This is a genomic window from Natronolimnobius baerhuensis (assembly GCF_002177135.1).
In the GTDB taxonomy this organism is placed as follows: domain Archaea; phylum Halobacteriota; class Halobacteria; order Halobacteriales; family Natrialbaceae; genus Natronolimnobius; species Natronolimnobius baerhuensis.
Genome location: NZ_MWPH01000003.1, coordinates 711,506 through 726,486 on the forward strand (window position 1 = coordinate 711,506; position 14,981 = coordinate 726,486).

At 63.4% G+C, this 14,981-nt stretch carries 14 protein-coding genes; 10 read left to right on the forward strand and 4 right to left on the reverse strand.

What is annotated here, in order from left to right; translation table 11 throughout:
* Positions 1 to 16: 16 nt before the first annotated feature.
* Both B2G88_RS16075 and B2G88_RS16080 read left to right on the forward strand, forming a co-directional pair.
* Complete coding sequence (locus B2G88_RS16075; protein ID WP_087715325.1) at positions 17 to 541, forward strand: DUF5817 domain-containing protein; 525 nt, start codon at positions 17 to 19, stop codon at positions 539 to 541.
* 68 nt (positions 542 to 609) lie between these two features.
* Positions 610 to 966 (forward strand): hypothetical protein, encoded by a 357-nt coding sequence (locus B2G88_RS16080; protein WP_054863587.1) that lies wholly within the window; start codon positions 610 to 612, stop codon positions 964 to 966.
* A 5-nt stretch (positions 967 to 971) separates the two neighbouring features.
* On the opposite strand, the gene hmgA is transcribed toward B2G88_RS16080, so the two are convergent.
* Complete coding sequence (gene hmgA / locus B2G88_RS16085; protein WP_087715326.1) at positions 972 to 2,198, reverse strand: hydroxymethylglutaryl-CoA reductase (NADPH); 1,227 nt, start codon at positions 2,196 to 2,198, stop codon at positions 972 to 974.
* Between the two features lie 75 nt (positions 2,199 to 2,273).
* Positions 2,274 to 2,699 (reverse strand): hypothetical protein, encoded by a 426-nt coding sequence (locus tag B2G88_RS16090; protein WP_087715327.1) that lies wholly within the window; start codon positions 2,697 to 2,699, stop codon positions 2,274 to 2,276.
* Between the two features lie 128 nt (positions 2,700 to 2,827).
* Here B2G88_RS16090 and B2G88_RS16095 point away from each other — a divergent pair, with 128 nt between their 5' ends.
* The gene (locus tag B2G88_RS16095; protein WP_087715391.1) at positions 2,828 to 4,450 is read left to right on the forward strand and encodes an amidohydrolase; all 1,623 of its coding nucleotides are present in this window, start codon (positions 2,828 to 2,830) and stop codon (positions 4,448 to 4,450) included.
* A gap of 50 nt (positions 4,451 to 4,500) precedes the next feature.
* A complete protein-coding gene (locus B2G88_RS16100) occupies positions 4,501 to 5,247 on the forward strand; it encodes a GIDE domain-containing protein (protein WP_054864192.1) in 747 nt (248 codons plus the stop codon).
* Positions 5,248 to 5,353: 106 nt separating this feature from the next.
* Here B2G88_RS16100 and gfo6 read toward each other — a convergent pair whose 3' ends face one another.
* A complete protein-coding gene (gene gfo6 / locus B2G88_RS16105; RefSeq protein ID WP_087715328.1) occupies positions 5,354 to 6,430 on the reverse strand; it encodes a D-xylose 1-dehydrogenase Gfo6 in 1,077 nt (358 codons plus the stop codon).
* 204 nt (positions 6,431 to 6,634) lie between these two features.
* On the opposite strand from gfo6, the gene nadA reads away from it, so the two are divergent.
* The 5 genes from nadA to B2G88_RS16130 all read left to right on the forward strand — a co-directional run bounded on the left by nadA (position 6,635) and on the right by B2G88_RS16130 (position 11,397).
* Entirely contained in the window at positions 6,635 to 7,768 is a 1,134-nt protein-coding gene (nadA, locus tag B2G88_RS16110; RefSeq protein ID WP_087715329.1) for a quinolinate synthase NadA, read from the forward strand.
* Between the two features lie 2 nt (positions 7,769 to 7,770).
* Positions 7,771 to 9,303: an L-aspartate oxidase gene (locus B2G88_RS16115; protein WP_087715330.1), complete on the forward strand. Its 1,533-nt coding sequence runs from the start codon at positions 7,771 to 7,773 to the stop codon at positions 9,301 to 9,303.
* The gene (gene nadC, locus B2G88_RS16120; protein ID WP_054863193.1) at positions 9,303 to 10,118 is read left to right on the forward strand and encodes a carboxylating nicotinate-nucleotide diphosphorylase; all 816 of its coding nucleotides are present in this window, start codon (positions 9,303 to 9,305) and stop codon (positions 10,116 to 10,118) included. The genes B2G88_RS16115 and nadC overlap by 1 nt, the downstream gene beginning before the upstream one ends.
* Positions 10,119 to 10,157: 39 nt before the next feature.
* On the forward strand, positions 10,158 to 10,847 hold the full coding sequence (locus B2G88_RS16125; RefSeq protein ID WP_087715331.1) for an RNA 2'-phosphotransferase: 690 nt from the start codon (positions 10,158 to 10,160) through the stop codon (positions 10,845 to 10,847).
* A gap of 118 nt (positions 10,848 to 10,965) precedes the next feature.
* Positions 10,966 to 11,397, forward strand: a complete 432-nt coding sequence (locus B2G88_RS16130; protein ID WP_087715332.1) for a hypothetical protein — start codon at positions 10,966 to 10,968, stop codon at positions 11,395 to 11,397.
* A 37-nt stretch (positions 11,398 to 11,434) separates the two neighbouring features.
* On the opposite strand, the gene B2G88_RS16135 is transcribed toward B2G88_RS16130, so the two are convergent.
* Complete coding sequence (locus B2G88_RS16135; RefSeq protein WP_054863195.1) at positions 11,435 to 11,677, reverse strand: hypothetical protein; 243 nt, start codon at positions 11,675 to 11,677, stop codon at positions 11,435 to 11,437.
* A 246-nt stretch (positions 11,678 to 11,923) separates the two neighbouring features.
* On the opposite strand from B2G88_RS16135, the gene B2G88_RS16140 reads away from it, so the two are divergent.
* Complete coding sequence (locus B2G88_RS16140) at positions 11,924 to 14,974, forward strand: PAS domain-containing sensor histidine kinase (protein WP_087715333.1); 3,051 nt, start codon at positions 11,924 to 11,926, stop codon at positions 14,972 to 14,974.
* Positions 14,975 to 14,981 lie beyond the last annotated feature (7 nt).

Genomic DNA, 14,981 nt, shown 5'->3' on the forward strand with positions numbered 1-14,981 from the left:
GCCGTATCGTGCGAGCATGTACGCCGTCGTCGGCTGTAGCGAGTGTTCGAATCTCTGGATTATCGAAGGCCGGTCGGAGACCACACAGTGCCCTCGCTGTGGCTCGCGACGCCCCTACGAGAGACGCAAGAAATTCGTCGAAACCGACGACGCAGACCACGCTCGAGACGTCCGCGCCTCGATGCTCGCCAACCGGCAGGGCCACGGCGACGCCTTTGCCGAACTCGACTCGTTCGGTGCGCTCGAGGACGACGTTTCTGACGGCGTGATCGACGATGACGAGTATCTCGAGGAGTCGGGTCTCGACGTTTCCGAAGTCGACGCCGCAGGCGACCGCGACCCGCGCGGGTCAGCCCGAAGTGGGAGCAAGAAAGAGATCGTTCAGGAAGCCCTCCGAGAACTCGAACGTCCCACCGAAGCCGAGGTCGTCGACTACGCCGGCGAGCGCGGCGTGCCCGCCGACGACGCTCGAGATGGCCTCGAAAAACTCACGCGACGCGGCGAGGTCAGCGAGAGTCGCGGTCGGTATCGCTTGCTCTGATCGGATTCCCGACCACGAACCGAACGCGAACGGTAACACTTTGCCTCGAGCGCCAGAATAGCGGGCAAATGGCCGAAGTGGTGGATGTTCAAGCGGAGACAATCGGCGTCGGATCGGTGATCGCGTTCGCACTCTATGGCTACGGCATCTTTATTAGCGAGACGATTTTCGGACTCGAGGCGACGGCGCTTGCGATGTGGGTCTTCGCGGGGACGTTCGCCGCCGTGGCGCTCCTTCACGGGGCATACGGCCGGCGGCCGTTCGCGCTCGCCCACGGCGGTGCCGCGGTCGGGTTGGCGATCTTTTTGCTCGCGACGGACGGACTCCAGGCGCTGCTCGGCTTGCTTGTCTTGATGGGAAGCGGGGCAGCGATTGCGGTGATGACGATTCGGGCGCGAAACGCACGCGAGTCGACCGCGACGTAACCGAATTAGCGTCCGAGGTCTTCGTGAGCGCTCGCCAGATGTCGCGAAGACAGTGCTGCAAGCAAGGAGAGTTCGCCCGCGAGCGCGCCGACGGTAATGATCTCGGCCAGTGCGTCGGCGTTCGACCCCGCCGGATCGCCGCCGCCGCGGAGTCCGAGCACGTCGAGCGCTTCGGCTTGGGTCGGGAGTTTCGTCCCGCCGCCGACTGTGCCGACCTCGAGTGAGGCGATGGAGACGCTGGCGTAGAGGTCGGTCGCACCGTTTTCTCCCTCGCGCGTATCCATCGTCGTGATCGCGTTCGCGCCTTCGACAACCTGGGCTTCGTCCTGGCCGGTCGCGAGGAAGGCGGCAGCGACGACGTTTGCCGCGTGCGCATTAAAGCCGAGACTGCCCGCTTTGGCGCTGCCGGTCAGGTTCTTTCGGGTGTTCGCTTCGACGATGGCCTCGGCCGTCGTGTGGAGTCGGTTCTCGAGCAACTCACCGGGAATGACCACGTCGGCCGTTACGGAACGTCCGCGGCCTTCGACAGCGTTGACGGCGGCGGGTTTCTTGTCCGAACAGAGGTTGCCGGAGAGGGCAACGAGGTCGGCTGGCGTCTCCTGCTCGACGACCTCGCAGGCCGCGCCGGTCGCGATAGTGACCATGTTCATCCCCATCGCGTCTTTGGTGTCGTAGGCGAATCGCAGGTAGACCGAATCGCCGACGACGTAGGGTTCGACGCCCAGCAATTCGCCGTGGCTGGTCGTCGACTCGGCGGCCTCGCGGAGGGTCTCGAGATTATCTTCGACCCACTCCACGACTTCGGCGGCCTCGGCCACGCCGTCGACGCGGAAGACGGGCGCGCGAGTCATCCCGTTTTTCGTCACGCGAGCGTCCGCACCGCCCGACGAGCGGATCACCGAGAGTCCCCGATTCACGGAGGCCAAGAGCGCGCCTTCGGTCGTCGCAAGCGGCAGGTAGTGGTCGCCGTCGGCCGCGCTGCCATCGACTGCGACGGGGCCGACGACGCCCATCGGCACCTGCGCCGCGCCGATCATGTTCTCGATGTTCGGTTCGGCCTGCTCGGCGGGGAACGTGTAGTCGCCGACCGCCTCGAGGTCGGTTCCTGTCTCGCGCTCGACGAACAGCCGGCGTGCCTCGGCCGCTGTGTCCGCATCGGTGTGTTCCTCGAGTTCGTAGAGTCGAAGGTCGCCGTCCTGTAGCTTGTCGGCGAGATCCGTAGCGCTGGTCATGGGTCGAGGGACACAGTGGCCGTCCCTAAGCGTTGCTGATCAGTCTCGAGATTGCGCCCGCGACCGTCGGACTCGTTACGCACTCGAGTCGCCATCGCTGGACTGAGACCCAAAGCCAGCGACGAATTCGTAGCCCACCAATCCCAGGAACGCGCCGGCACCGATCACGAGAATCACCAGTCCCTGCAGCGACTCGAGGTTCTCGAGCGGGGCCTCGAGTGCCGCTTCGGGGTACGTCCCGCCGGTGAACAGCAGTGCGAAGAGACCGGTCGCGATGACGGCGAACCGGATCCGAGTCCGGGGCGATGCCTCGGCGTCGGTTCTGGCCAGAGACAGTTGCGGCAGGACGATGGCAAGCCCGACAAACAGGAGGAACGCCGGAAGCGGGTAGTCGTTGATCGAGAGGCCGGTCGCGTCCTCGAGCAGCGGTAACCCGACGAGCAAGAGCGCGAAGAGGAGGGCGAGCGAGCCGAGAATAACGAGGTTCTCGCGGGTGAGCATAGCCGCCTGTTCGCATACCTCCCATATACGTTTTCTCACCTGACAGGTGTGTCCGAACGTGCGGACACGAACTCGAGACGGTGCGAGCGAACCGAACGATTTTGCCCCTCGAGCGAGCCATCTCGAGTATGACTGCGGCCGCCGACCGGCTGGTGACGAACGCCGAGATTCACACGTTGAGCGACCCAGAGACGGTCTTCGAGGCGATGGCCATCCGCGACGGCGAGATCGTCCGTCTCGGCGACAGCTCCGAACTCGAGTTTCTCAACGGCGTCGAGACGGACGTGATCGACTGCGACGGGCGCGTCGTCCTGCCGGGCTTTATCGACGCCCACACGCACATGGAGCAGCTAGGACAGCACCTCGTTCACGCCGATCTGTCGGCCGCGACGAGCGCAGACGAGTGCCTCGAGTTGCTCGCTGCGGAGGGCGACCGGACGGCGAGTGCGGTTGCGGCCGACGCTGACAGCGACGCGGCTCCCGCCGACGAGAGGTCCGACGACTGGATCATCGGCTTCGGCTACGACGAGAGCACCTGGACCGACCGCGGCCACCGACTCACGCGGGTCGACCTCGACGCCGTCAGCGAGACGCGCCCGGTCGCCGCCCTTCGCGTCGACCTCCACACCGTTTCGCTGAACTCGGTTGCCCTCGAGCGCCTCGCCGACGAGATGCCGGACTCGGATATCGTCTACGAGGACGGCGACCCAGTTGGTATCGCCGTCGAGGACGCCGCCGAAGTCGTTCGCCGCGAGGTGGCAGCCGACCGCGAACAGATGCGTGACTTGCTCACTGCTGCCGCTGAATACGCCGTTGCCCGTGGCGTCACCGGCGTCCACGATAAGGTCCGAAGCGATACGAGTCCGCGCGTCTACCGCGAGCTTGCGGCTGCTGGCGAGTTGCCGATTCGCGTGCGAATCGACTACTGGAGCGACTACCTCGAGGCCCTCTCAAAAGTCGGACTCGTCACGAACGCGGGCAACGACCGCGTCCAGACGGGCGCGATCAAGTCCTTCTCGGACGGCAGCATCGGGAGCCGGACGGCGAAGCTCCGCGAGCCGTACACAGACGCGGATGTGGATGATGAAAGCGAGACGGAGGACGAACCGACGAGCGGCCAGTGGGTCGTCGATCCCGCGGAACTGACCAGTATCGTCGAACGAGCCGACGATGCGCGGTTTCAGCTCTCGGTTCATGCCATCGGCGACGAGGCAATTGAGGAGACGCTCTCGGCGCTCGAGGAGACCGCTGATCCAGCCGACAGCCGACACCGGATCGAACACGCCGAACTCGCGACGGATGACCAACTCGAGCGTATGGCCGACGCCGGCATCGTCGCCTCCATGCAGCCGAACTTCCACCGCTGGGCGGACGAGGGCGGACTCTACGATCAGCGACTCGGCCGCGAGCGCCGGGAACGGTCGAATCCGCTCGGGCGCGTGCTCGAGGTCGGCGCACCCCTGGCGTTTGGCTCGGACGGGATGCCACTCGGCCCACTGCTTGGGGTCCATCACGCGGTCAACGCGCCGTCTGAAGACCAGCGCCTGTCGGTGACGGAAGCGCTGCGTGCGTACACCCGCGGCGCGGCCTACGCCGGGTTCGACGAGGACCGACTGGGGACGCTCGCAGTCGGCAAACGAGCCGATTTCGTCGTCCTCGAGGCGTCGCCGTGGGACCAGCCGGAGCGCATTGGGGAGATCGACGTGGCGCTGACGGCCGTCGACGGCGAGGTTGTGTTCGAGCGCGAGTAGCGGGTCTCAAATCACCACGCTTATCATGTCAATACTCGCACTACTGAGCGATGCCCGGCTCACTGTTCGTCATCATCGGTCTCTGTGCGATTGCCTACGGTGGACTCCGCCTTCGGCCTGCCTACCACGTCTACCGCGGCGACACTGACGACGTGCTCTCGGTCGAACGCGCCGACGGGCCGGTCGAACTCGAGGGGACCGCAACACCGATTACCAGTCCAAGCGAGGGTCCCCTGACCGGGAAGCCGTGTCTGGTCTACGAGTACGAAGTCGAAGAACTCCAATCGAGCGGGAAGAACTCCTCGTGGAACACCGTCGACGAGGGCGCTGGCGGGGTTCCGTTTCGACTCGAGGACGAGACCGCGAGCATCCGCGTCAACCCCTCTGCAGGCGAGTTCGCGCTCTCGACTGTCGACCGAATCGACGTCGACGGCGGGGAGGCCGAACCGGACCACGTTCGGGAGTTTCTCGAGCACCACTCCGATCTCGAGTCCGAGAACACGAGCCTCGACCTTCGCGTCGTCGAGATTGCAACCGGGAATGACCGCCGGTACTCCGAGCGCCGCCTCGAGCCGGGCGGAGACGTGTACGTGCTCGGCCAGTCGCGCTACGACGTCGAGGCACGCGAGACGATGCGCGACGTGAGCGCGGTTATCGAAGACGGACCGGAGACGCCGGTGTTCGTCATCGGAGATTCATGTCAAGACGGGGCTGCTCGAATGCTGGCGAAACCAGCTGCGATCTGGCTCGTTGGTGGGCTGCTTGCGGTCGTCCTCGGCCTTGCACTGTTGCTATAGTCACCGCCGACGCTTGCCCGTTCGGGCACTGAGACGTTCTCCCCGTTCCCAATCCACTCGAGGACGGCCTGGTGAGCCACTCTGAGGACAGGTCGCTCTCGAGGGCTCACTCGAGTGCCAGTTCGACGCGCCGTCCCGTCTGGGCGGACTCGTAGGCGGCTTCGATGGCGTACAGATCGATGAGCCCGTCTCGACCATCCGGTTCGGGTTCTGTGCCCGTCAGCACGCAGTAGCCGAAGTAATCGAACTCCTCACAGACTTCGTCGACCGGCGGGCCGGTGTACTCCATACGCATGTCGCCGCTCTCGACGACCATCTCCTGCGGGACGACGCCGCCAAACGGCGAGGCGATCAGGATAATCCCGTCGGTGCCGATGATCTCGAGGCGGCTGTGGGCGTGGGCGTCGAAACTCGCCGTACACGAGGCCGTCACCTCCGTGGGAAACTCGAGTTGAAACGCGACGTGTTCGTCGACGGCTGCGAAGGGCCCGCCGCTCGAGTATGTCGTCGCGTAGACGCCTGTTGGGTCACAGTCAAGCAGAAAGCGGATGGTGTTCAACGGATAGACGCCGAGGTCGACCAGCGCGCCGCCGCCGGCGAGGTCCGGATCGAGTCGCCAGGTATCGGGACTTGTGTACTCGAGCAGCGGGTGTGAGAACCCACCCTGAATCTGGACGACCTCGCCGATGGTGCCCTCGCGGATGAGTTCACGCGTTCGCCGGACCGCGGGCTCCGTCTGGAGCCGGTAGGCCGTCATGAGCGTTACGCCAGCGTCCGCACACGCCTCGAGAATCTCTCGCGTGCGCTCGACTGTCGTCTCGAGTGGTTTCTCACAGAGCACATGAGCCCCGTGTTCGGCGGCGGCGATAGCGAACTCGCCGTGGGTTCCGTTCGGTGTCGCGATGTAGGCTGCGTCGTAGGAGTTGGCGTGGCTTCCACGGCGAAACGCGTCGTAGCTGATGACATGCTCGACGTCGAACTCCTCGGCGAGCGTGTGCGCGCTGTCTGGAGAGCCGGTGACAAGCGTCGTGACGCTGCAGTACCGACCGTCTGCAATCGCTGGCAGCGCCCGATTGCGAGCGAACCCGCCCGTTCCGACGATGGCGAGCTGGACTGTGCCATCGACTGGCTCTGACTCCCAGTCTCGCCGGGTAAATTCAGTAAAGGCCTCCTCGAGTGCCATACTCCTTCGACGGCCTCGAGCGAAATGAGCCCAATCCACAGTGACCGGACAGTCCCGAAAACGAACGTATTCGAACGCCATATCAACTGATTCTGGCGATTCGATACGGCTACCAGTGGATGGTACGCTCTCGAAATACGCTATCGAAGGAAAAAGTTATTCAATAGCGCCCTATGAGGTGAGGGTACCCACAGGTATCGCACAATGGTGACAATGGAAACTGCGGAACTCGACACCGATCTCAGTCTGTTCAAATACGACAACCTCGAGCAACTCCCGTCTGCGTACCGGGATCTCGAGGAGGCTGAGCGAACGGAGCGCATCGAGGCGGCGCTCGCCGAACTGGGTGACGACGTCGTTATCCTGGGACACAACTACCAGCGCCGGGAGATCGTCGAACACGCCGATTTCATCGGTGACTCCTATCAGCTCTCGAAGGAGGCGGCCAACGCGGACGCGGAGTACGTGATCTTCGGCGGCGTGACGTTCATGGCCGAAAGCGCGGACATCATCACCGACGACGAGCAGACGGTGATTCTGCCGAGTATGGAGGCGTCGTGTCCGATGGCCGGGATGGCCGAGGCCTTACAGGTCGACGCCGCGTGGGCCGAGATCACCGCCGCCGCGCCCGACGAGACCATCATCCCGATTACGTACATGAACTCCTACGCCGACCTGAAGGCGTTCTGTGCGAGCCAGGACGGTCTCGTCTGTACCTCCTCGAACGCGCACAAAGCGTTCGAGTACGCCTTCGAGAAGGGCGATAAAGTCCTCTTTTTGCCCGACAAACACCTCGGCGAGAACACCGCCTATCGGATGGGTCTCGAGGAGGAGATTGCGAAATGGGACCCCTGGGACCCCGAGGGCAAAGACGCCGAGGAGGTCGCAGACAGCGACATCATCCTCTGGGACGGCTACTGCCAGGTCCACGAACGGTTCCGGACGGATCACATCGAGCAGGTTCGCGACGAACACGACGACGCGAAGGTTATCGTCCACCCCGAATGTCGCCGCGAGGTCGTCGAAGCCGCCGACAAAGCGGGCTCGACGGCGACGATCTGCGAAACCATCGAAAACGCCGATCCGGGCGACACCTGGGCAATCGGCACCGAAATTCACCTCACGAACCACCTCGAGCGCTGGCACCCCGACGTGAACGTCATCCCGCTGTGTGGCGACGCCTGCATGGACTGTAACGCCATGCGCCAGATCGACCCGAACTACCTGACGTGGGTTCTCGAGGAGCTTGTGGAGGGCCGAGAACGCAACGTGATCGAAGTCGCCCCCGAGGAGAAAGAACTCGCCGGCCTCGCCTTAGAGCGCATGCTCGAGATCTAACCATGACGGACACACACCCCCCCGAAACCGCGGACGTCCTCGTCGTTGGCAGCGGCATTGCGGGCTGTGCGGCCGCCCTCGCTGCGGCCCGCGAGGGGAGCGAGGTCGTTCTCCTCACGAAAGCCGAACGCCCCGACGGCGCGAGCACCGACTGGGCGCAGGGCGGCATCTCGACCACCCGCGGCGATCCCGAGGCGCTCAAAGAGGACATTCTCGAGGCCAGCGACGGGACCGCCGACCCCGACGCCGTCGACGTGCTCGTCGAGAACGCAGACGAGGCCGTCGAGGACGTGCTCCTCGAGACGCTGGGAATCGAGTTCGACGGCAGCGACGACGCCGACGATGACGCGTTCGACTACGCGCGCGAGGCTGCCCACTCCGAAAATCGCATTCTCCACGTCGACGCCGCGACGGGCACGCACATCTTGCGGCCGTTTTTGAACTACATCGACGAGCACGAACAGATCGAAGTGCGCCAGGATACGGCCGCCCTCGAACTCATTACCCATGAAGGGCGGGTCCACGGCGTTCTGACGGATGAACAAGCGGATGGCCATCCGATCTACGCCGGCAACACCATCCTCGCGACCGGCGGCATCGGCGCACTCTACAGCCGCTCGACCAACCCCGACGACGCGACCGGCGACGGCATCGCCATGGCCGCACTTGCCGGGGCCGAGGTCGCAGACCTCGAGTACGTGCAGTTCCATCCAACCGCCTATGCGGGTGAGAACCCGTTCTTGCTCTCGGAAGCTCTGCGCGGCGAGGGGGCCGTCCTTCGGAACGCCGAGGGCGAGCAATTCATGCCCGACTACCACCCCGACGCCGAACTCGCTCCGCGCGATGTCGTCGCCCGCGCGGTCGCAAGCGAGCGCGAGGAAACTGGTGAGGTCGTCCTGGACGTGAGTTCGCTCGAGTTCGAGGCTGAGTTCCCCGACCTTGCCGAGAACTGTCGCGACCGCGGAATCGAGGGCGACGAAATCCCAGTCGCACCCTGCGAGCACTTCCTGTGTGGCGGGATCAATGTCGACGACCGCGGGCAGACGAGTCTCGACCGCCTCTACGCCGTCGGCGAGTGCGCCCGAACCGGCGTCCACGGCGCAAACCGATTGGCGAGTACGAGCCTGCTCGAGGGACTCGTCTGGGGGCTGCGCGCAGGTACAGAGGTAGCCGACGCAGACGCTGAACCGCAGATCGTCGAAGCACCCGATCTCCGCAACAGCGACCCCGACCTCCCCGAGCGATTCGCCGCCGAGAAGTCGATCCGACTGAAGCGCACGATGGACGAGTATCTGGGCCTCGAGCGCGACCCCGAGGAAATCGCCCGCGCGAGTGGTGTGCTTCGGCGGCTCAAAGGTGAGGTCGACGCCTATATTCGAACGCGAACCGCTCGAGACCTCTACGAACTCCGGAATGCGAGCGTCGTCGCCTTGCTGATCGCGCGTGCGGCGAGCGAGAACGGCGAGTCGAAAGGGTGTCACTACGTCGTGACCGAAAACGAGGAGCAACCGGCCGAACAGCCGGCGGGCGACTAATGATCACCGACGCACAGGTCGAACGCTGGCTCCGCGAGGATATCGGCCACCACGACGTGACGAACGACGTTCCCGGCGAGACCACGGGTCGTCTCGTCGCCAAAGAGTCCGGCGTCGTCGCCGGCCTCGAGGCAGCGACGGCCGTCTTCGATTATCTCGGCGTTGACGTCACCGACTCGCTCGAGGATGGTACCGCCATCGAACGCGGCGACGAACTGCTTCGCGTCGAGGGGGCCGCACGCGAGGTGTTGCGGGGCGAGCGCGTCGCCGTGAATCTCGCGGGCCACGCATCGGGAATCGCAACGCGAACGCGCCGTGTCGTCGACGCCGCTCGAGTCGAATCCGACGACGTGCGGATCGCTGCAACCCGCAAGACGACGCCCGGTCTGCGGGGCCTCGAGAAACGCGCCGTCGTCGCGGGCGGCGGCGACACACACCGACTGAATCTCTCCCAGATGGTGATGGTCAAAGACAACCACATCGCCGAGATGGGCCTCGAGAACGCAATCGCCCACTTCCGCGAGCGAGCCTCGTTCGCGACGAAAATCGATGTCGAGGTCGAGTCGGTTGTGGATGCGCCGCGAGCGGCTGCGGCGGGTGCGGACGTTGTGTTGCTCGATAATATGACGCCCGCGCAGACGCGCGAAGCCGTCGAAGCGCTCGCATCGTACGAGGGTGTACTGGCTGAAGCCAGCGGCGGCATCACGCTCGAGGGCGTGGCCGAGTACGCCGCGACCGGCGTCGACGTGATTTCGATGGGGTCGCTGACTCACTCCGCACCGTCGCTGGATCTGTCGTTTCGAACCGGCGAGTAGAGCGGGGCATCTTTTCGTCTCGAGCGCCGAATTACACCCATGACGGCACCGATTCGTACCTGTCCAGCCCACGGGCCGTTCGCAGTCGATGGCAACGAGGCCGCGGATGACGCACCCGGCGATGGCTGCCCCGTCTGTGGCAACCGCGGCGAACAGGTGCTCTCCGGCGCGCGTCGACGCCAACTCTCGAAATTCGTCAGCGGCGCACTTCGACACTTTCCGGCTGATGCTGGCATTGAGGTTGACGGCCAAGGCTGGACGAGAGTTGCGGACCTCGCAAGCGCCGTCGAGCGGAAATACGAGTGGGCCGACAAACGCCATCTCGAGGCACTCATCGACACCGATCCGAAGGGGCGATTCGAGCGGACGAGCGGGGAGGGCCGCGGGGCGGCTGATCGCGTCCGAGCCGCCTACGGCCACTCAATCGACGTCACGCTCGAGGCGACCGAGAGCCCGGTGCCCGATACGCTCTATCACGGGACTGCGCCGCGGAATCTCGAGTCGATTCGCGCGGAGGGCCTGCAGCCGATGTCACGACAGCAGGTGCATCTCTCCGGTACTCGTCGGACTGCCCGCGCGGTCGGCGAGCGCCACACCGCTGAGCCAGTGGTTCTCGCCGTCGACGCGGCGACGATGCTCGCAGACGGCTATCGAATCGCAAAACCCGGCCGCGAGACCTACACGACCGATGTGGTGCCACCAACATATCTCTCCGTTCCAGAGTGCTAAGCGGCGATGATGTGGCTCAAGCCAGGTGGCGTCTCACTCGAGCGAGGAGACCAGTCCCCGATCTTTCGAATCTAAATGAATAGTAATTTATAACATGCTGTCCGCTAACAGGTTTGGTATGGACAGTTCCCACGAGACAGACATAGAGGCGTTCGAGGAGGGACCGATCACGCCTTCCCGAATCGCGCTGATCGCTGCACTCTTTGACGTTGTCGCGTTCACCGCCATCGGCTATATCGCACTTGAATCGCCGCTCATCGGTGCTTTTTCCGGCCTTCTCATTGGGACCGGCGTCTACTGTTTCCTCCCGATTTTCTTCCTCTCGGAGTCTCGAGGCGGACTCGAGGCGATGGCTGACGACCGGGAGGGGAGTCCGTTCCAGTCGCTTCACCGACTGGCAGCGGGAATGGCACTTTCGGGTGGTGGCATCATTCCGATTGCAGTGATGTTTATGGAACTGGAACCGTTTATCGCTGCGACAGCCGGGATTGTCGCCGCTGTCGCGCTCTACGTTCCGCTCGCGTTCGTGTTGCCGAACGCGAAACTGTGAACTGCCTCGAGATCGCCGTTTCTGTGCTCCGTCCCGCTTACCTGAGCAGCGAGAGAAATCGTTGCCATCCCCAGATGAGCAACCCGAAACAGACGAGCACAGTCAGCAGATACAACGGCAATGCGTCTGCGATTGGGCCGTCTGCTGGCACGAGGAGGCTCGTGTAGCCGCTCCAGTAGAGCCCCACGCCGACTGTGGCGACAACGAGCGAACCGAGGACAACAGCGGCGGCCAGCCTGTTGTCCGCAATTCGGGAGTGCTCTCGGTCGGACTCGTCCATCAGCGACAGTTTGCGACGGGTGAGTAAACCGGTTGAACCTGCAGGTTCCAGTGGCCCAACTGCTGTCTCGTTTTCCGGTCGAGGTGAACCGGCTCGTCGAACGACACGTCAGTCGTCTCCGACTGGCAACCGAACCCGGCGAGTGATTGACGTTCTCGGTTGCGCTTCCAACACCGAACTGATTCGTGTCGCGTCTCTCCAAGTACCGGCACGAGGTTTATTCCTGTCACTCCCCACCACGTAGTCATGAGCAAACAGGGGGATACGACGGCACAGGCGTTCTGGGGGGATGACATAGATGATTCTGTGGCGCTCGAGCGCTACCGAACGCTCGTAAACACCGTCGACGACGGCATTTACCAACTCGACGCCGCGGGTCGGTTCGTCGCAGTCAACGACATCATTGTCGAGATGAGCGGCTACACGCGCGACGAACTGCTCAACGAGCACGTTTCTCTCGTCCTCGAGGACGGCGATATCGGCCGTATCTCGCGCAAGATTGCCGAACGTGTCCACTCCACTGAACGACTGGCCGAAACATTCGACATTGCAGTACAAACTGCCGACGGCCAGAATCGATACTGCGAGTTGCGCGTGAATCTCTTGATCGAAGACGGGACGTTCCAGGGGACAGTTGGAGTCGTCCGCGACATCACTGACAGCAAACGAACCGAACGAACGCTCGAGCACCGAGAGCAGGACCTCGAGCGTGAACGCGACGTGATCAACCAGGTTCTCGAGACCAGCCCCGTCGGTATCGTGGTGCTCGATGCTGACGGCGAAATTTTGCGACTGAACGATCGGGCGACGGACGTTCTCGAGATACCTGCCGGCGAAGCCGAGATGTACGATCCGTCGAGTCGACCGGTCTACACCGAATCTGGTGACCCGATCCCGGCCGATGACCACCCCTTCGCACAGACGTTGCAGACTGGCGAACCAGTGTACGACGAGGTGCTCCAGATCGAACTGCCGGACGGTACCCGTCGCTGGCTTTCGGTTAACGCCGCACCGCTTTTCGATGAGAGCGGTGAGATCGACCGAGTCGTCACGGCCGGCGAGGACATCACTCATATCAAAGCCCGAGAGCAGGAACTCGAGACGGAACTCGAGGAAATCTTCGGTCGGGTTTCTGACGCGTTCTACGCGGTCGACGACGAGTTTCAATTCACGCACGTCAACGAACGCGCCGAAGAGCTTCTGCAACAGTCACAGGACGAACTGATCGGCAAACAACTCTGGGATGTCTTCCCATCGGCCGCCGAGATCGACGACGTTTGGGACGCCTTTCAGACGGCACTGGACGACCAGGAGCCGACCAGTTACGAACTCTACTACGAGACGCTCGATTTCTGGGTCGAGGCGAACCTGTACCCCTCCGAGACCGGTATCTCGGTCTACTTCCGCGACGTGACCGAACGCAAGGCACGTGAACAGGCACTCGAATCGTCCGAGCGCCGGTATCGAACGCTCGCGGAGTACTTCCCAAACGGGCTGGTAACGCTGTTCGATCACGACCTCGAGTACACGCTGGCGGCGGGACAGGGATTCGACCGTATCCCCGTCGAGCCGAACGACCTGGAAGGACAGCAGTTCCACGACGTCTGGCCGGACGAAACCGCTGCCGACCTCGAGCCCGCGTTCCAGGCGGCACTCGAGGGCGAAGAGAAATCGGTGGAACTCGAGTACGCCGGCCGAGAGTGGGTACTCCACGGAGTTCCGATCACCGACGAGCGCGGCGAGGTCTTCGCGGGGATGACGATGGCACAGGACATCACCCAGCAAAAAGAACGCGAGCGCGAGCTCGAGGACGCGAAGACGCGACTCGAGGCGGCGACGGAGGCGGGTGCAGTGGGCACGTGGGAGTGGCACGTTCAGGAAAACCGGATGGAAATCGGCCCGTCGTTCGCCAAGACGTTCGGGATCGATCCGGGCGACACAGAAGGTGGCGTTCCGCTCGAGTGGTTACTCGATGCGATCCACAAGGCAGACCGCGACCGCGTCCAGCGAAAAATCCAGGAGGCCGTCGAGTCGGGCGGGGAGTACGAAGAGGAGTACCGCGTCTGGAACGCAGCCGGCGACCTTCGCTGGGTCGTCGCACGCGGTCACGTCGAGTGTGATGAGGCAGGCAACCCGACGACGTTCCCCGGTGCGCTCACGGACATCACGGAACGAAAGCAAGCCGAACTAGAACTGCAACAGAACAAAGAACAGTTGCAGTCGCTGTTCGAAATCCTCCCCGTTGGCGTCATCGTCGCGGATCAGGACGGCGGAATCGTCGAGGTCAACGATGCAGCCGAGGACATTTGGGGCGGTGATGTCTTCGATGCTGACTCCCTCGAGGAGTACGACAAGTTCCCCGTCACATGGGCCGAGACGGGAGAGCGGGTCCAGCGCGACGAGTGGACGACCGCTCGCGTTCTCCAGGGCGAAGAGATAACAGAGCCACGAACCTTCGAAATCGAGGCCATGGACGGCGAGCAGCGGATTCTCAGTGTCAAAGGGATGCCGATCCGGGATGAGTACGGAGCGGTGACCCGTGCGGTACTCACCTTGAGTGACATCACCGAACGCCGCGAGTATCAACGGAAACTCGAGCGGACGATTGACCAACTCGAGGCATCGAACGAACGCCTTGAGCATTTCGCGTACGCGGCCAGTCACGATCTCCAGGAGCCGTTGCGGATGGTCTCGAGTTACCTCCAGTTGATCGAGAAGCGCTACAGTGACACGCTCGATGCGGACGGTGAGGAGTTTCTGGCGTTCGCTATCGATGGCGCAGATCGAATGCGCGATATGATCGACGGCCTGTTGCAGTATTCTCGCATCGAAACGCAGGGCGACCCGTTCGAACCGACCGATCTCGAGGCCGTCCTCGACGACGTGCTCGCAGATATCCAGTTCAAAATCGAGGACACCGATGCCGATATTCGTGCTGATGATCTGCCCCGTGTAATCGGCGATGCGGGCCAGTTGCGACAGCTGTTCCAGAACCTCCTGCAAAATGCAATCGAGTACAGCGATGACGAGCCATCGCGTATCCACGTTTCTGCCGACCGTTCCGGCTCGATGTGGACGATTTCGGTTAGCGACGATGGGATCGGCATCGATCCCGCGAATCAAGACCGTATCTTCGAAGTCTTCCAACGACTGCACAGTCGCGCGGAATACGACGGGACGGGAATCGGCCTCGCGCTCTGTCAGCGCATCGTCGAACGCCACGACGGGGACATCTGGGTCGAGTCGGAACCCGGCGAGGGATCGACGTTCTCGTTTACACTCCCAGCGGCCGAGTAAGAGACCC